We start from the raw sequence: 16,676 nt of genomic DNA on the forward strand, positions 1-16,676 counted from the left end.
ACCGTTGATCGTTGGACGATAAGGTATTGCCAGACCGTTTTGCAGAGGGCGGCCCTTTTCGCTCCTTTGCTGTCTGCTGGGGACGCATTTCAGTCAGTAGGAACGTGCATGGTCAACCCCCGCCCTGAGCAGGAAGCTCTCCAGAATGGATACTTTTTGGATCTAGTCCTGGGCAGTGAAGATGTAGAAGCTTTTCTCGCCGATCTCGCGGCTTTCTCTGCCGAGAGCCTCTCGCATCCCGACGCCACCGTCTTTTGCGGCATCACCGTGCTGCGCCGGAAGAAGGCGGCCACAGCGGCCAGCAGCGATGACCGCGCCCACGCAATGGACGAACTTCAAAACGACTTTGAGGGCCCCTGTCTCACGGCCATGGATAAGCTGACCTCCGTGCTGGTACCGGACCTGCTGAAGGAGCATCGCTGGCCGGAATACGTCGCGGCGGCCTCACATCATGGACTGCGATCCATCCTCAGCGTCCCCCTCCTGGTGGAGGGTGACACCCGAGCGGCCCTGAACCTTTACTCGGAACGGATCAATGCTTTCAGCGAGTTGGACATAGAACGTGCCGAAGTGTTTGCCTCGCATGCTTCCAAGTCGTTGCGTCTGGCCCTGAAGATCGCCCAGCTCAGCGATGCCCGGAACGACCTCGCGGCGGCCATGCAGTCCCGCACCGTGATCGACCTCGCTGTCGGGGCGATCATGGCGCAGAACAAGTGCAGCCAGGATGAGGCCTTCACCATCCTTCGCACAGCATCCAGCAACCGCAACATCAAGCTGCGGCATCTGGCCAAGTCGATCATCGCGGCAGTTTCCTCGGGCTCGGTCACTACGCACTTCGAGGAGTAGGCGGCCTTCAGCTGCCCGGAACCACCAAACGCTCACGCAGTTGGACGATCGTGGCGTCGGACAAACCGGCCCGCCGAACCGGCTCCAGCACGCTTCCGTGCCGCTCAATCAGCAGCGCCTGCATCGCTTCCATGGACTCAGCGTGCGCGCCCATCATGGCGCCCATGCTCTTGATGGCTTCCTCATCCAGGACGCGATCCGGCATGAGCCCGCCCAGGATGGCCCTCAGCCTCGGGAACAGCTGTGGCAGGCGGGTGGCGGTGACGGCGTAGTCGGCCGAGATGGTTTCGGGCGTAGCGCCCAACGCAGAAAGCACGACGGCGGCGAACACTCCCGTACGATCCTTGCCGGCCGCGCAGTGGAAGACGGTGGCGCCATCGGCCATGGCAACCAGGGTCACACCGAGGGCGAGTTGCCGGGCCTGGGTTTCGAGCAGGTTGGCGTACCAGGCGCCCACGTGTGCGGGCGTGGTGGCGGCCGTCATCATGTCGTGGCTGATGGTTTCAGGCGACGCAATAGACGCCGTCAAGGCCAGGTGGTGGTAGCTCACGCCGGCTACGGTCAACGGACCCCGCCCGGTGAAGAGTGCCTCCTCCGGCGAGCGGAGATCGATGACTGACGTGACGCCGTCGTCGATCATTTGCTGGGCGAACGCGGCAGGCATCACCGAGACGTCGTCGCTGCGGAGCAGCACGCCGGAGCGGGTGATGCCGCCGGACACGGGAAGCCCGCCGAGGTCGCGCAGGTTGACGGGGGAGAGGTCCAGAGTTTCCAAATGAGATTCCTAGCTTGTCCGGCGCAGTGTGTGCGTAATGCTACAGGTGCTTTATGGGAGCGTCCTCCCAGTAAGCGGTCGCGAAAGTCCGCTTTGTGACCCCGTTTCGTGACCCAAGGCAACCATGGAGCACACTGGGTGGGGTGACCGTCAAAAAACCCCGCCCCGGCCTCGCGATCTTTGCGCTGAGCCTGGGGACGGCGCTGAATCCGCTGAACTCATCCATGATCGCCGTCGCGTTGGTGGTCTTGAGGGAGCATTTCGAGCTCGACGTCGCCACGGTCACCTGGGTCATCACCTCCTTCTACCTCGCCTCCGCCGCCGGCCAGCCGCTGATGGGGCGCCTCGCCGATCGCTTCGGCCCCCGCCGCCTGTTCATGTTCGGCATGGCGTTGGTGGCGGTCACCTGCGCCATCGCGCCGTTCCTCCCCAACTTCGCGCTGGTCTGCGTGGCCCGCGCGCTCATGGCCGTAGGGACCGCGACGGCGTACCCGTCCGCCGTCGTGATGGTCACCGAGCTGAGCAAGCTGGCTAACTTGCCGTCCACGCGGCCCTTGGGCCGGATCCAGATGGCAAACACGTCCGCCGCAGCCGTGGGGCCCGTGGTGGGTGGGCTTTTGGTGAGCCTGGTGGGGTGGCAGGCACTGTTCGCGATCAACGTGCCCATCGCTTTGCTGGCCATGTTCGTGGTGTACAAAGTGGCACCGGTTGATTCCGGGCGCGAGACCGGCAAGCTCGGTCAACTGATCCGCGATTCCGATATCCCCGGCATCCTCGCGTTCGTCACCTCGCTGATGCTCGCCATGATGGCCCTGCTCAACGTCATGCCCGGTTACCGCTGGTACCTGCTGGGGGCCGCCACCGTGATCGGCGCACTCTTCGCTTGGCGCGAGTTGCGCTTTCAGCCGCCGTTCCTGGATCTTCGGCTGCTGGGCAGGAACCGGCCCCTGCTGCTGGTCTACCTGCTGTTCATCGTTTTCAGCGGCGTCTACTACTTCGCGTTCTTCGGCCTGCCGCAGCTGCTGCAGGAGGCAGGACAGTACGACGCCGGTGTGGTGGGCATGCTGATGCTGCCCCTTGCGGCGTTGTCGGTTGTGGTGACGCCACTGACGGTGAGGTTCATTGAGCGGTACGGTGTTCGTTCCGTCCTGATCACCGGCGTCCTGATTCTGACGGTTGCGGCGGGAACGCTTGGTTTCCTGACCATGACGTTGTGGGCTCCGCTGGTGTTCGTGCTGACAGCGCTGATGGGCGTTCCGTATGGCGTCGTGAGTACCGCCTCCAACCAAGGCCTGTATGTTTCAGCCCGTCCCGAAGAGCGGGGCGTTGCCGCCGGAATCTTCCAGACCTGCCGCTACCTTGGCGCCATTACGGCCACCGTGCTGATCGGCGTCCTCTATGGCCCGGGCGTGAACCAGGCCAACTGGGGGATCATGGTCCTGGTGATGCTGGGGCTCAGTGCCGTGGTGCTGGTGCTGGCCGTGATGTGGCGGAAGCCCGCGGTTTAGCGCTGAGAGAGTCGAGCGCGCATCACGACCCTCGCCGCTGCTCCGCAATCCACGTGTGATTCACAATGGCTGCCGCGAAACTCTTGGACAAGTTGGCACTGTCCGGCCCGCGGTAGAGGTCCCTCTGAAAATACGGAGACCCATCCGTGTGGGGCCCGCTCTTGTCGATTTGCTTGACGAGCTCGGAGAGGTAATCGTGTCCGCCGGTCCGGTAGGAGTCGGTCTCGCCTTGGTCCAAACGGATCAGGGCCGAGGAATCCACCATCGAGTTGCGCCAGTACCGTGCTTCCAGGAAAAGGGATCCTTGCTGTTCCACCAGGAACCACGAGCCAGGCTGGTGGTCCACGTAGTGCATGGTGTCGCGGTCCTGGGCGAGCCTCAGTTCATCACCCCACTGCTCAACCGGCGGGATGGCTTCGAGGGGTCGCTGCCGGGCTTCGTTGAATACGGTGTATATGAAGGTGGCTGGTGACTCGCGATACAGGGTCAGGCAGATGATTCGCTTGCACGCCGTGCAGCTGAGTTGGCTCTCCACCCGTTCCATGAGCCGGGATGCGCGGAGTGCTTGGAGGTCGGCGAGCGGAACCCAGCGAACGCTCTCAGTGATCAGTCCCGCGGCTGCGGCGCTGGCGAGCGCGGCGACGGTGTTCTCCACGTCGACTCCGCTGCCCGGGGCCTTAGCTCGAACCAGGAGATCGCTGCAGCTTGGGCAGTCGTCATCCTCAGGGCGGCAGGCGCGTTGCGGAGCCTCCACTGTGAAGCTGATGCTGAGGAGGTTGCCGGGGTCATTCCAGCCGCGATTGTTCTTGAAGCTTGGTTCGGCATACGCGCCGTCCAGCATGAATCCCATGCCGCCGAGGGTGCGGGGCGCGTCGATGGCGGCTTTGAGGTCGGCAAGGGTGGCGTTCTTGTCCAGACCCGGGATCCACTGGGAAAGATTGAACCCTTTCGGTGCGAACCCGGTAGGTGCTGCGTGCAGCGCGACTGCCACGACGGCGTCGTCGTGCATGATGATTTCGCTGCCAGAGGCGAACTGCAGCCGCCGCGAAAGGTAAGCGGGTTCGCCCACCAGCCGTTCCTTGGCTGCCACCGGGTGACCGCCGAAGACATCGATCAGCCGCCGCACGGCGGGATCCTCTTCGCGCCCCACCAGGGCCTCAACGATCAGGGGCAATCGTGTTTTAGTGCGCCATCGCTCTTTCGCGCCATCATTCTTCCGCCATCCCACCCGACCATTATGTAGTGCGGGGCCAGCGGTGAACGCGTACCTGCCGACTATGCGCCGGTGTGCTGCGCGCAGTGCTCGCAGCAGAACATGCCGGTTTCGTTTTCCACGCCGTGGCCGAGGATGCGGCAGCCGCAGTGTCCGCAATTGGGGGCCATCGCGTGAATGGCGCATTCGAAGCTGTCGAAGGTGCCGGTCCGTTCTCCCTGGGTGATGGTGAAGGTTTTGTCGTACTCGTTTCCGCACGTATCGCAGGTTGCCATGGGTCTCTCCTTTGGGGTTCGGAATCCGACTCCCGCTGGAGGGTGGGAGCCGGGGTGTTCTTAAGCTAAGCATGCTTACTTTGCTGCAACAAGGACCTTTCGGGGAGCCCTTCGGGCTGCCCCTTGCTTAATTTACTGAGTACACTCATAATTGAGTCAAGTCAGAAATTCTAATCAGGAGAACCCGCATGAAAGCCTTCGTCCTCAACCAGTACAAGGAACCGCTGCAGCAGATCGACGTCCCTGAGCCTGTGCTCGGCGAGCGCGATGTGCTGGTCCAGGTCCACGCAGCCGGCCTGAATCAGTTGGACGAGAAGATCAGGTTGGGGGAGTTCAAGCTGATCCTCCCGTACAAGCTTCCGCAGGTGCTGGGCCATGACGTTGCCGGTGTCGTTCTGCAGGTAGGGCCCAAGGTGCGGTCCTTCAAGCCCGGCGATGAGGTCATTGCCCGACCCGGCAACGACACGATTGGAACCTTCGCGGAGCGCATCGCCGTGGCCGAGGAAGACCTGGCCATCAAACCGGCCACCATCAGCATGGAGGAAGCGGGTTCGCTGCCGCTGGTAGCTTTGACCGCCTGGCAGGCACTGGTGGAGCGCGGCAACGTTGGCCCCGGCCAGAAGGTCTTCATCCATGCCGGTGCCGGGGGAGTGGGCTCCATTGCCATTCAGCTGGCCAAGTACCTGGGCGCGACGGTTGCCACCACGGTCAGCGCGGGGAACAAGGACTTTGTCCGTGAACTTGGCGCGGACGTGGTGATTGACTACCGCACCGAGGACTTCGTGGGGATCCTTCACGATTACGACCTCGTGCTGGACAGCCTCGGCGGCGAGAACCTGGAGCGGTCCCTGAAGGTTTTGAAAAAGGGCGGCAAGGCTATCGGCATTGCGGGACCGCCGGATGCCGGCTTCGCGCGCCAATTGGGCGGAAATCCTGTACTGCTGGGCGCGATGACGCTGCTGAGCTCGGGCATCCGCCGCAAGGCCCGCCGCTTGGGCGTCAGCTACGAGTTCCTCTTCATGCACGCAGACGGCAACCAGCTGAGGGAAATTGCGGCGCTGATCGATGCCGGGGAGATCAAGCCTGTTCTGGGCCGGGTGGTCCCGTTCGATCAGACGGCCGATGTCCTTGCTGCCCTGGAAAAGGGCGGCGTCCGTGGCAAGACCGTCGTCAGCCACCTCTAGCCACCATCAACCACCCGATAGGACAAGCATCATGAGTGAGCAGCACAACCAGAGCTATCTGCAGGTTCCTTCAAAAACGGTGACGGCCGGGGGCGTCACCTATGCGTATCGCGAACTGGGACCCAAGGGCGGGGTGCCGGTGGTCTTCCTGATCCACCTCGCCGGGACCATGGACAACTGGGATCCGCGCATCATCGATCCCATCGCTGCGAAGCACCACGTGATCACTTTCAGCAACCGCGGAGTGGGTGCGTCCACAGGCGATGTTCCGGACAGCATCGAAAGCATGGCCGACGACGCCGCTGCCTTCATTCAGGCCCTCGGCTATCCGCAGGTGGATCTTTTCGGATTCTCCCTTGGCGGCATGATCGCCCAGTCGTTGGTCCTCAAGCACCCCGGCATGGTGCGCAAGATGGTGCTCGCTGGCACCGGCCCTGCAGGTGGAGAAGGCATCCAGAACATCATCGGCACTACGTACTACGACGTTCTCCGGGGAACCCTCACGCGGCAAGACCCCAAGGAATTCCTGTTCTTCAATCGGAACGCAGCAGGGAAGCCCGCCGCAAGGGCCTTCATCAACCGGCTCAAGGAACGCACCACCAACCGCGAGGCGCCCATCAAGCTCGGCGCATTCCAGACGCAACTCAAAGCCATCCGCCGGTGGGGATTGTCGCCGTCGGCCGATCTTGGCGTCATCAGCCAACCGACGCTGATCGCCAACGGCGACAACGACCGCATGGTCCCCTCGGTACTTTCGAGCGATATGCACCGGCGGATTCCGGGCAGCGAACTGGTCATCTACCCGGACTCCGGGCACGGCGGCATCTTCCAGTTCCACGACCGCTTTGTTCCCGTAGCCCTCGAATTCCTGGGCCGATGATGTGGCGCCCGCTGATACGGTAGCTCCATGCAGCCTGCGCCCCAGACCCTTGGCCGACGTGAGCGGAATAAGCAGGAAAAGCTTGACCGCATCACCTCGGCAGCCCGTGAGCTTTTCACCCAGTACGGGGTGGATGAGGTCACTACCCAGCAAGTAGCTGAAAAGGCCGACGTCGGTTCGGGAACCTTGTTCCTGTACGCGAAGACCAAGGCGGAGCTGCTTTTGTTGGTGCACAACGTCAAGTACGCCCAAGCGCTGGCCAAAGGCGTGGACGCGGCGTCCGCTGAAGCGGCGGTGCTGGATGCGGTGATGGCCATCATCCGGCCGATTATTGAATGCAACCGCGTCCAGATCGAAAATGGCCGGACATACCTCAAGGAAATCGTCTTCGGAGATCCCTCCGAGCCGCACCACGCGGAGGCGTTGTCCCTGACCATGCGCACCGAAGAAGCCATTGCCGACGTCCTGGGCCGGGATAAGAAATTGCTGGCCCGCGACCCCGGAAAGCTGGCGCGGATCACATCGTCCATCATGTTCATCAGCATGACGTCCTCGGCCACCATGGAAATGACAGACGCCCAGGTTGGCGACGAGATCCGGGATCAGATCAGCGTGCTCCTGGGCGCCTGAGGTCTTAGCCGTGGCGGGATTTAGCGGTTGAGGAATGCCTCGTGCTGGCGATGCGCTTCCTTGACCTGCTCGCGGATCGTGTCCACGTCCTTGGCCTTGTTGCGGTACTTCAGCGGCATCTGGACGATCTGTGCCTCTTCCGCGGTGAGTGCGCGGTAGATGCGTTCGCGCTCGTTGGCGTCTGCGGTGTAGTCGAGGTCCAGGTAATCGACGGCGTGGCGGCGGGCGTTGTTGATGGCCGTCTGGGCCTTGCCCGCCGGGCTGATCAGGGAGAGCACCACGGTGACGATCAGGACGCCGATGATCACGCTCAGCGAGAGGCCGGTGCTGATCTCGATGACGTTGACGTGCTCGCCGTCGTTGATGAACGGCAGGTTGTTCTCGTGCAGGGCGTGCAGGATCAGCTTGACGCCGATGAACGCGAGGATGGCTGCCAGGCCGTAGGAGAGGTAGATGAGGCGGTCAAGCAGGCCGTCAATCAGGAAGTAGAGCTGGCGCAGGCCCATCAGTGAGAACGCCGTGGCGGTGAAGACGATGAATACGTTCTGGGTGAGGCCGAAAATTGCCGGGATGGAGTCGAGGGCGAACAGGATGTCCGTGCCGCCAATGGCCACCATTACCAGGAGCATGGGAGTCAGGGCGCGCTTGCCATTGACGGTGGTGAAGAGCTTATCGCCGTCGTACTTATCCGTAGTGTGGAAGAGCCTTTTGGCGAGCCGGATCATGAAGTTGTTCGCTTGATCGTCCCCGTGGTCGCCGGGCTTGAGCAGGTTGCCGGCCGTGAGCAGCAGGATGAGGCCGAAGATGTAGAACACCCACGCGAACGAGTTGATCAGCGCGGCGCCCAGGAAAATGAAGCCGGTGCGGGCGATCAGCGAGAACACGATGCCGAAAAGCAGGACCTTCTGCTGATCCTCACGCGGCACCCGGAAGCTGGCCATGATGATCAGGAACACGAACAGGTTGTCTACCGAGAGGGCCTTCTCCGTGATGTAGCCGGCGAAGTACTCGGACCCCATTTGGGCGCCGCCGAAGACCAGTACCAGGATGCCGAAGACCACAGCCAGGCCCACGTAAATGGAGGACCAGATGGCCGCTTCCTTGAGTGAGGGGACGTGTGCCTTGCGGATGTGGAAGAAGTAGTCGAAGGCCAGAAGCGCCAGAATGACGACGATGGTGATGCCCCAAATGAGGGGAGAGACGGTCATATGATCCTGCTTTCGTGAGGCGCGCGAGTGGTGTTGCTCACCGAGGGTCAAACTCTTTTTCTAAATTTACCGGGAGTGGTGGTTCGCGCGCTAACTAGGCTGTCTTGGGATCCGCACAACTTTGGGGGAAACCATGTACGAGACCACCGGCAGCATGACACCAGCTGAAGCACGCGAACTCCTTGCGAGGGCCGACTCAGTGGGTGCTTCATCCATCAATGCAGCGGCTTGGCCCGTGGCCGTCATGTTCACCAGCCTGGCCATCATGGGCTCGCTGCTGATGATCGGGATGCACATTGTGACTCACACGGGATACGGCGCTGCTTTGCTGGCAGGCTCCGTAGGCGCCTGGGGAGCTATCACCGCGAGCATCTGGCCAATGTTTCAACGCTCCACCAAAGCCGGGTACACCAAGCGGTTCCTGACCTCTCTATTGGGGTACTTCGGGCTCTATGTCGTGGCCCTCGTATGCGGCGCTATCTACTTCCCGACCGGCAACCTCTGGTTCTACATCCCGGCCGCCATCGCGCTGGCCGCCATTGGCCTCGCCGCCGCCTTCCGCGAGCTCCGCGCATGAGCACCCCGGCCGAACACCCGCGCCACCAGCTCAACGAGATAGTGCACTCGCCGGTCCGGTTTTCCATCATGGCTGCGCTGGCCAAGGCCGAGTCGCTGGACTTCAAGGACCTGCGGGACGCCATCCAAGTCAGCGACTCTGTCCTCAGCAAGCAACTGGCCATCCTGGAGAAGGCTGAGTTTGTGAAGATCAAGAAGAGCTTCGCCGGGAAGTTTCCGAGGACTTCCGCGAGTTTGACCGCCGTGGGGCGGGACGTGTGGGCGGCGCACCTGCAGACGCTGCGGGAGATTGCGGGCGGCTAACCAACCGCGGCGGTTCCATGGCGGGAACGCACGACGGCGGCTGGTTGCGTGGGTGGGTTCAGCCCGCCGAAGCCAACTGCCACTCGTCCTGGTTAGGCGGCCGGTGCCAATGCTGACGGGGCTCCCCGGATTCGCGGACTACGTCGTTGAGCCAGAACGTGGTGTCGGGGTTCCATCCGGCGATGACACTTGCCGTTCCTTCCACAGGGTCCACGTCGAGCGCCCGCCCAGCAAGGTGCAGATAGCCGTTGATGGGGAGGTGCACAGCGTCCCAACGTGAGCTTGCCCGTTCCCAGTTGGGGATGACCCAGCGGCCTTGGCGGCCGGTGGTGCGGAACCAGTCATGCCTACGAGACGCAGTCACTTCGAGTGGGAACATCCTGCACAGCTCGATCCAGACCTCTGCCGACTCGATTTCCAGGATCCTGCCCGTTCCCGCGACAGGGATGGCGGTGGCGTTCTCCCACCCCAACGAGTCCTCCACCAGATTCAGTCCCTGGGGAATCTGCCCGGTCGTCTGCATGAGGTTGTGGGGTGTCGACCACCACTCGCCGCCGACGTTGGCCCTGATGTCTGCAGGGCGTTCCCATGCAGCACGATCCTCCCCGGTTCGTTGATTGCGCGACCACTCTGCCAGCTTCTGACGGGGATTTCCGGCGAGTGGCGCAGGGTCTCCCGCCGAACGCCAATCGATGCTCCACTGCTTCACCTCAGCCTCACTGGTCCACGATTCTGCCGCAGATGTCCCGAGGACGCCCTCCGCGACGTGGCATAGGGCATTCGTTATCTCGGGTGCGGCGGCGAGGACGTCTTCGCCGTCGGGCTCCTGCCAGTATCTGGCGGTATCCACTGCGCGTTGTAGGGCGTGTTGAACCAGCTCGTCCGTGATGCTCCGAAAATCCAAGGACCTGATCAGTGTTGCGAGCTCATCCACGGTTGGCTCCGGTGGGGGAGGCGTTGCCTCGCCGGAGGGATTCATCGTCAAAAGTTTTCGTGACGTGCCGGCGCCGGGATCGAGGTTATACCCGAGGTGGAAGACGGCGATCCGGATGTCCTGGTCCATTTCCATGGCGAGTTCAAGGCAGAGGCGACGCCCTCGGGGGCCTTGCAGCAGTGAATTCATGGCACTAAAGGGTTCTGCGAAGGCGTATGCCTCCGCTCATGTTAGTCAGCCGCGGCTTCGCGTACAGCCACACCACAACACCGAACAGCGGCACCACGAAGAACAGCAGCACCCACAGGATCCGCGCAATTTGGTCGAGGCCGTCTTGGCGCAGGACATCGAAGATTGCCCAAATGTTCGCTCCCATCACGAATACCGCGGACAGTCCCGCCAGCAGCACCAAGACCCATTCCCAAGCTTCCATGTCATCCCCCTGAACCAGCAGCTTCCGTACAAAGTAGCACTGGCGCTGCAAACGTACGACGCCGGAGCCCTCCTTGGGTGCCTGCTTCTTAGTGGCGCTTCAGTTGGGTCAGATGAGCGCGGTCATGACGTTCCAGCCTTCCCCGATCTTCTTCCTTGGTTCCAAGTGACGGCTGCCGACCCCGGGGTAGAGCCAAAGGTCTCCGTTGGCGTCGCGGGCGATGATCTGTGAGTAGCCGGGGTAGTTGCCGTCGAATCTTCCGGTGGCGATGATCGCCGTCATGGCATTCCAGCCCTCGCCCACCTGCATGCGGGGCAGCCACCCGCCCTTGCCGTCGCCAGGGTAAAGCCACAGTGCTCCGCTGGTGTCCCGGGCCATGACGTCCCGCTTGCCGTCCTCGTTGAAGTCACCGCGCCCGATCAAAGCTGTCATCACATTCCAGCCGACACCAATTTGGCTCCGGGGTTTCCAGCCGCCGGCGTGGTCCCCGGGGTACAACCAGAGTCGGCCTTCCGCATCGCGGGCGATGACATCGGCGCAGTAGTCGCCGTCGAAGTCGCCCGGACCCATGATTGCCGTCATGGCATTCCAGCCGACTCCCACTTTGGTTCGTGGTTTGAGGTACCCGTAACCGCCGGGGTAGAGCCACATGTCGCCGTTGGTATCGCGGGCAAGAAGGTCGTCGTTGAACTCGCTTTGGAATTTGCCCGCACCGATGATGGCTGTCATCACGTTCCAGCCCTCGCCCATCTTGAAGCGGGGGTTCTTCCACCCGCCCTTGCCGTCCCCGGGGTAAACCCAAAGGTCGCCGGCAGTATCCCTTGCCAGGACGTCGTCGTTGTATCCGGTGTTGATGTTGACGTAGTCCCAGTTGTTTGCCGGGACGTTCGCTGCGCGTGTGCCCGGCTGGGCTGCCTGTGCTGGAAGTGCTGTGGTGCCCAGGAGCAGGGCCCCGATCGCGGCCAGAGTTGTCCCTATGAAAAGTGGGCGCCTTGGTTTTCCCTGTGTTTTGTGGCAGGAATTCTTGCTCGATTTTGATCTGATCATCACTGTTACCCCCATCAGCAACATCGTCATCACGCGATGCAACGGAGCCTAGTCCTGCTGGGTGGCTTTTGTTAGGGGTGGGAGGTTCAGACTTTTGACGGTCCGGGTAGGAGCACCTAGAGGCTGTGTTTGAGCACTCATTTTCGGGCTTTTCGCCACCTATTTTGGTCCTGACAGCACCTAGTTTCGCGGATTCTGACACCTAGAGGGCGATTTGTGGGCTCAGGCTGTGGGAGTCAAAGCAATTCCGTTTTCAGGGGGAGAGTTTGTGCCGGCAACGACGATGAAGACCAAACAGTACTCGATTACGTTGTCACTCATCCTGGGGGCGAGTGTGGTGTCTGTGGGGCTGGTTCCTGAACCGATGATCTTCGTCGTCGGCATTTTGTTGTTGATGCTCCTCCTTGCCGCAGCCCTGCACTACAAGAAGTGGGGGTGGGTGCCGTCCGATTCGGCGGAAGCGGGCATGGCCGGACTCAGCGCTGGTTGCGTAATGGTGACCACGTTGGCGTTGCTTCTCAGGGGACACCCGTTGAGTTTTGTACCGACCCCTCTTCTCAGCATTGCTGCGATCCTCGGAATGTACCGTGAGCTCACCACGCGCGGGCGCCTTATTTGCAGGAGCAAGCGGTGAAAAGGGCTCCGCATCCACTCCAAGTAGTGATGTTCTTCGTCATGGCCGTCAATTTCGCGGTTTGGCAACCTTTCGCATGGTGGCGTGCCGGTGCTGCTGTTCTCATGCTGGGTTTCGGTTGCTACGGCGTTTATGAGTTGCGGCGGCGCAAACGTACGGCATCCCGGCAGGAGCCCAACGAGGTTGAGTGACCCAGATGGCCCGTGGACTGATGTCCGCGGGCCATCTCGTTGTTAATGGGTGTTTCCGTCTGGGCGAAGGCGATTCTGCAGATCGGGGTCACCGAAGCCGGCCACAAAGCCGAAGTCGTGCTCTCCGTTGTCCGGAGGAAGATCGCGCTCCAGTTTTAGTGCCGTCGTCGGCGTGAACAGGGTTTTCGCGATGCCGCTTTCACTTTCGAAGGTGAAGGACCCGAAGATTGTCCGGTCTACTCGGTGCCTCAGGAGGAGTGTCGTGTCCGAGCCGTTCACTTCACAAGCGACAGGGTGGTAGTCGTCCAGTTGCCGACCCCAGATGGGTAGGGAGAGCGGGAACGAGAGCTGTACAGCTTCAGGAAACGAGAACGGGATGCGGTCTATGGAGAGGCCGTAAGGATCATCGACGCCGTCGGTCTGGATGATCAGTCTTCGGGGGTCGAAGGTTCGGGTCCGTCCGTCCGGCAGTTCCTTCGCGGTCCACATGAAAACCCTCGGGTGCACCGAAATTGCATGCCTCATCACCAAGTGGTTGCCGCTCTGGCAATACGAGGTGCCGGTGTAGGCGCTTGCCTGTCCGCCGCCCAGCGCTTTACCGATTGCCATCGCCAGTTGCTCAGAGGAAGTGTCCACGCCTCATCCTCGCATGGGCGACACGACCGCTTAGGAGGGTTCGCCGTCGTTGTTTGTCAGCAGGAACTTGCGCAGCAGGCTTGCCAGTTGTGTCTGCTCAGCCTTGGAGAGGCCCTCGAGCATCTTCTGTTGGTTCTCGACGTGGTGCTCCACCACGTCGTCCACCAGGGCGAGTCCCTCGGGTGTGAGGCTGATGAGGAGTTGCCGGCGGTTCTCGGGGTTGGTCTCGCGATGTACCAGGCCGCGGTTTACGAGCCGGTCCACGCGGTTAGTCATGGCCGCAGAACCGATCATGGTGAGGCTGGCGAGTCGCCCTGGCGTCAATGGAGCTTCGGCAGCCGACCGGCGAAGCGTTGCCAGGACGTCGAACTCCCAGGGCTCAAGCCCGAACTGGTTCATGAACTTCTGCACCTCGAGCGAGGCGAGGCGACTCGCCCTGTTGAGCCGGCCCAGAACGCCCATGGAGCTGACGTCCACGTCGGGTCGCTCCGCGTTCCACTGCTCAAGAATCATGTCCACTGCGTCGCGGTCCATCGTCCTCCCATGCTTGACCTCAAACAGTACAGCACCTACATTGTCTTACATCAAATAGTTTGACATCGAAATGTATGGAAGTGAAAGATGAGTTCATCTGCAGCGGTTGCCAGCAGGGCGGGAGTTGGGGCGTCCAAGGCGACCCCTCGCGACCTCTTCATCACCGCCCTTGCCCCGATGGTTTGGGGCTCCACCTACCTGGTGACCACGGAGTTCCTCCCCGCCGACCGGCCGCTCCTGGCCGCAACCGTGAGGGCCCTGCCAGCTGGGATCGTGCTCATGGTGGTCACCCGGACGTGGCCGCGGGGGAGTTGGTGGTTCAAAGCCGCGGCGCTGGGTGCGCTCAACATCGGGCTGTTCTTCTTTTTGCTGTTCTTCACCGCGTACCAACTGCCGGGTGGGCTCGCAGCGCTGGTCATGTCCATCCAGCCTCTGTTTGTGCTTTTTCTTGGCGTGCTGTTGCTGGGGGAGAGGATCCGCATGGCTCACATCATTGCCTGCGGGGTGGGAGCCGCGGGTGTCGGCTTGCTCGTCCTTCGATCCGACGCGACGCTGACTCTTGTGGGTGTGCTTGCCGGGATGGCGGCGGCGCTGAGCATGGCGGCCGGCATAGTTCTCACCAAACGTTGGGGAAGGCCCGACGGCGTGGGGCTGCTCGGGTTCACTGGCCTGCAGTTAGCGATGGGTGGGGTGATGCTGCTGCCCGTGACGTTGGTGGTTGAAGGGCTGCCTGCGTCGGTTTCCGGACCCAACCTGGCGGGCTTCGCCTACCTCAGCGTCATCGGGGCACTGGCCGCATACGCAGTGTGGTTCCGGGGCATTGAGCGGTTGCCGACGATGGTGGTGTCGTTCCTGGGATTCCTGAGCCCGCTTGTGGCTACCGCGCTGGGGTTTGTGTTCCTGGGGGAGTCGTTGTCGGGGTGGCAGTTGGTCGGCGCGGCGTTGGTGCTGGGGGCTGTGGGTTTGGTGCAACGGCCTGGGGGGGGATGGGCGCCACCTACCGCCACGCGAAGCGGTTGTCTCCACGTGGGACAAGAACATCGACGAGGACCCGCAGAGGTGCAGATACACGGGTCTTTGTGCGAACGCAGGCCGGTGCACTCGTTGTCGCCAAAAAGCAGACTTAACACGTGGCCACCTGCTCTGATGGTCCGTCGTCAGTTTCGTCTATGTCAGCGGTCCGGGCGGGACTCTGGCTCCGCTAGACCGCTCTCCTTAGATTCTCTGTCCGTCTGTAGCTCAATGATCGCAAGTGCAAGTTTCCCAATTGTTTCTTCATACTTATCGCTGGATGGGTCGATTCCTAGGGTACGGAGGGCTTCCCTGCGCCGTTGGCTCTCATCAAGAGCCCCTGCTAATGCATCTAATACGGAGACCATGATTGATTTCATTTTGCTGCCAGGGGCGTTCATGTTGTTGCTCCCGGATTATTCTGGCGATTCTTTGCTTGCTGTAACTCAACCTTTGTAGTCACGGTTTCACCGCGATCGCGGCGAAAACAGTCAGGGATCCGTCGCTGTCCCGTTCGATTTCGATTGCTACATCAGCGTTTTGGCTCCCCGCGTAGGTGCCCTCGCCTAGATCCCGTAGGCGATAGGCTGCACTAAGTAGTTTGTCTACCTCACCAGATGTGAATGCTGGCACTCGGAATCCGCGCGGGCGCCTCAGCTCAAGTTTTGACAACTGTTGAAGAATTGAACTTATGCGCGCCTCCAACTCGTCAACGCTTTTTTGGGTTTTGTTTAGTTTGCTGATGAAGCTCTTAAAGAGATTATTCGGATTCTTCTGGGCGTGATCGACCGCCTGAACGACAAGAACCCTGCGCTTGAGAGCAATCGCCAGCCGCGCGATTTCCAATTGCGCCCGGAATCGTCCGCGCTCTTCGTCGATGCCAGGAAAGGCTTTGGTCAGCTCCTCTAGATCGATTGGACCGTCAACGCCATCAAGGGCAGCCTCCCAGTTTCGGAGCCGAGTTCGAACTGTGGTGAACGCCTCGTTGATGGCGTGTACCGCCGAATCGAGTCCGAGTGACAGGCCGAGTTCGCCTTCATCGAGAAGGACCGACGTTGCGGCAGCGACGGCGTCACCGCATGCCTCTAACGAAGTATGTTCCTTGACGAGCTTTTCGTCGTTCAGCTGCTCTAAGAGGTCCGTTATTTTTTGGATGGCTTTTTGACGCTGATGATCTGCGTAAGCGCTGACGCCGACGGAAACGGCCATGAGCACCAGCGGTGCGGCAACGGTCAAGGTTCCGGCACTCGCGACGGCCACACCAGCAGTTGCGGCTGAGCCAGTTGCTGCCCCAGCAGCAGCTGTCGCTCCAGTGGCTACAGCTGAAGTTGATGCCAGACCCGTAACTGGCACGAATGTGGCATTGGCTACAATGCCAGCGGAGTCGCGGAGTGCGCTGTATACACCTCCTGCAGCAGCCGTTGAGGCCATCGGTTTGACCAGCCCCTGGCCTAGCTGCGCAGCGACTTTTGCAGGGACTACCATGCGATAAAGTACGTCACCCGTTGCGGCAATATTGACTGTCGGCGGTGCCGACTTAGCCGTATGCGCGGCGAGCTGCGTCAAGTGCTGTGCGAGCGGGCTGGCTGCGTTGAGTGCGATGCCGTTGGTGCGGGTTCGCATGGTAGATCGCGGATGAATTTCTAAGGTTGCGATGGAGGAATCTGCCAGAGCAGCGAGCACTGTACGCAGTTCTGTGAGCCGTGCCGAAGTGAGGGTCTCGTCGGCGAACAGTTGGGGCACGGTGACCGGCTCTGTAGCCAAGGTCCAAACTGGCACAAGTGCATTACCATCGGCTGTCATTGTGAATGTCCTTGCTCAAAAGGTGGAAGTCTAAATTAGACTATTTCGGAATCGA

General features: G+C 61.5%; 20 protein-coding genes. 10 read left to right on the top strand and 10 right to left on the bottom strand.

From position 1 onward, the window contains the following. The first annotated feature begins 108 nt into the window (after positions 1–108). Entirely contained in the window at positions 109–846 is a 738-nt protein-coding gene (locus LDN85_RS05880) for a GAF and ANTAR domain-containing protein (protein ID WP_223944845.1), read from the top strand. Positions 847–853: 7 nt separating this feature from the next. Here LDN85_RS05880 and LDN85_RS05885 read toward each other — a convergent pair whose 3' ends face one another. Next, the gene (locus LDN85_RS05885) at positions 854–1,621 is read right to left on the bottom strand and encodes a tyrosine-protein phosphatase (RefSeq protein ID WP_223944846.1); all 768 of its coding nucleotides are present in this window, start codon (positions 1,619–1,621) and stop codon (positions 854–856) included. A 143-nt stretch (positions 1,622–1,764) separates the two neighbouring features. Here LDN85_RS05885 and LDN85_RS05890 point away from each other — a divergent pair, with 143 nt between their 5' ends. Next, positions 1,765–3,129: an MFS transporter gene (locus tag LDN85_RS05890; RefSeq protein WP_223944847.1), complete on the top strand. Its 1,365-nt coding sequence runs from the start codon at positions 1,765–1,767 to the stop codon at positions 3,127–3,129. A 22-nt stretch (positions 3,130–3,151) separates the two neighbouring features. On the opposite strand, the gene LDN85_RS05895 is transcribed toward LDN85_RS05890, so the two are convergent. Both LDN85_RS05895 and LDN85_RS05900 read right to left on the bottom strand, forming a co-directional pair. Further along, positions 3,152–4,303, bottom strand: a complete 1,152-nt coding sequence (locus tag LDN85_RS05895; RefSeq protein ID WP_223944848.1) for a hypothetical protein — start codon at positions 4,301–4,303, stop codon at positions 3,152–3,154. 101 nt (positions 4,304–4,404) lie between these two features. Then, positions 4,405–4,617: a hypothetical protein gene (locus LDN85_RS05900; protein ID WP_026542949.1), complete on the bottom strand. Its 213-nt coding sequence runs from the start codon at positions 4,615–4,617 to the stop codon at positions 4,405–4,407. A 188-nt stretch (positions 4,618–4,805) separates the two neighbouring features. On the opposite strand from LDN85_RS05900, the gene LDN85_RS05905 reads away from it, so the two are divergent. Genes LDN85_RS05905 through LDN85_RS05915 form a run of 3 tightly spaced genes read left to right on the top strand, consistent with a single transcriptional unit; the run spans position 4,806 to position 7,311 of the window. Then, positions 4,806–5,801 carry an NADP-dependent oxidoreductase gene (locus LDN85_RS05905; RefSeq protein ID WP_223944849.1) on the top strand — a complete coding sequence of 332 codons (996 nt, stop codon included), beginning with the start codon at positions 4,806–4,808 and terminating at the stop codon, positions 5,799–5,801. A 28-nt stretch (positions 5,802–5,829) separates the two neighbouring features. Beyond that, the gene (locus LDN85_RS05910) at positions 5,830–6,681 is read left to right on the top strand and encodes an alpha/beta hydrolase (RefSeq protein ID WP_223945432.1); all 852 of its coding nucleotides are present in this window, start codon (positions 5,830–5,832) and stop codon (positions 6,679–6,681) included. Between the two features lie 27 nt (positions 6,682–6,708). Beyond that, positions 6,709–7,311 carry a TetR/AcrR family transcriptional regulator gene (locus LDN85_RS05915; protein ID WP_223944850.1) on the top strand — a complete coding sequence of 201 codons (603 nt, stop codon included), beginning with the start codon at positions 6,709–6,711 and terminating at the stop codon, positions 7,309–7,311. Positions 7,312–7,331: 20 nt separating this feature from the next. Here the strand turns inward: LDN85_RS05915 and LDN85_RS05920 are convergent, their stop codons facing one another. Continuing rightward, positions 7,332–8,519, bottom strand: coding sequence for a TerC family protein (locus LDN85_RS05920; RefSeq protein ID WP_223944851.1), 1,188 nt, complete (start codon positions 8,517–8,519; stop codon positions 7,332–7,334). Positions 8,520–8,652: 133 nt separating this feature from the next. On the opposite strand from LDN85_RS05920, the gene LDN85_RS05925 reads away from it, so the two are divergent. Beyond that, on the top strand, positions 8,653–9,096 hold the full coding sequence (locus LDN85_RS05925; protein ID WP_223944852.1) for a hypothetical protein: 444 nt from the start codon (positions 8,653–8,655) through the stop codon (positions 9,094–9,096). Beyond that, positions 9,093–9,398 (top strand): transcriptional regulator, encoded by a 306-nt coding sequence (locus LDN85_RS05930; protein WP_223944853.1) that lies wholly within the window; start codon positions 9,093–9,095, stop codon positions 9,396–9,398. Before LDN85_RS05925 ends, LDN85_RS05930 begins: the two co-directional genes overlap by 4 nt. 58 nt (positions 9,399–9,456) lie before the next feature. Here LDN85_RS05930 and LDN85_RS05935 read toward each other — a convergent pair whose 3' ends face one another. From LDN85_RS05935 to LDN85_RS05945, 3 genes are all read right to left on the bottom strand, one after another. Further along, entirely contained in the window at positions 9,457–10,521 is a 1,065-nt protein-coding gene (locus LDN85_RS05935) for a hypothetical protein (protein WP_223944854.1), read from the bottom strand. A 4-nt stretch (positions 10,522–10,525) separates the two neighbouring features. Beyond that, complete coding sequence (locus LDN85_RS05940) at positions 10,526–10,765, bottom strand: PLDc N-terminal domain-containing protein (RefSeq protein WP_091550959.1); 240 nt, start codon at positions 10,763–10,765, stop codon at positions 10,526–10,528. 108 nt (positions 10,766–10,873) lie between these two features. Next, positions 10,874–11,812: a VCBS repeat-containing protein gene (locus LDN85_RS05945; protein WP_223944855.1), complete on the bottom strand. Its 939-nt coding sequence runs from the start codon at positions 11,810–11,812 to the stop codon at positions 10,874–10,876. Positions 11,813–12,080: 268 nt separating this feature from the next. On the opposite strand from LDN85_RS05945, the gene LDN85_RS05950 reads away from it, so the two are divergent. Next, the gene (locus tag LDN85_RS05950) at positions 12,081–12,446 is read left to right on the top strand and encodes a hypothetical protein (RefSeq protein WP_223944856.1); all 366 of its coding nucleotides are present in this window, start codon (positions 12,081–12,083) and stop codon (positions 12,444–12,446) included. Next, the gene (locus LDN85_RS05955) at positions 12,443–12,637 is read left to right on the top strand and encodes a hypothetical protein (protein WP_223944857.1); all 195 of its coding nucleotides are present in this window, start codon (positions 12,443–12,445) and stop codon (positions 12,635–12,637) included. Before LDN85_RS05950 ends, LDN85_RS05955 begins: the two co-directional genes overlap by 4 nt. 42 nt (positions 12,638–12,679) lie before the next feature. Here LDN85_RS05955 and LDN85_RS05960 read toward each other — a convergent pair whose 3' ends face one another. Continuing rightward, on the bottom strand, positions 12,680–13,273 hold the full coding sequence (locus LDN85_RS05960; RefSeq protein ID WP_223944858.1) for a hypothetical protein: 594 nt from the start codon (positions 13,271–13,273) through the stop codon (positions 12,680–12,682). A 30-nt stretch (positions 13,274–13,303) separates the two neighbouring features. Next, entirely contained in the window at positions 13,304–13,807 is a 504-nt protein-coding gene (locus LDN85_RS05965) for a MarR family transcriptional regulator (protein WP_223944859.1), read from the bottom strand. An 87-nt stretch (positions 13,808–13,894) separates the two neighbouring features. Here LDN85_RS05965 and LDN85_RS05970 point away from each other — a divergent pair, with 87 nt between their 5' ends. After that, positions 13,895–15,277, top strand: a complete 1,383-nt coding sequence (locus LDN85_RS05970) for an EamA family transporter (protein ID WP_223944860.1) — start codon at positions 13,895–13,897, stop codon at positions 15,275–15,277. Here LDN85_RS05970 and LDN85_RS05975 read toward each other — a convergent pair whose 3' ends face one another. Further along, the gene (locus LDN85_RS05975; RefSeq protein ID WP_223944861.1) at positions 15,278–16,621 is read right to left on the bottom strand and encodes a hypothetical protein; all 1,344 of its coding nucleotides are present in this window, start codon (positions 16,619–16,621) and stop codon (positions 15,278–15,280) included. It lies immediately after the preceding gene. Positions 16,622–16,676: the final 55 nt, after the last annotated feature.

Origin of the sequence: Arthrobacter sp. StoSoilB20 (assembly GCF_019977295.1) — a bacterium.
Lineage (GTDB): Bacteria > Actinomycetota > Actinomycetes > Actinomycetales > Micrococcaceae > Arthrobacter > Arthrobacter nicotinovorans_A.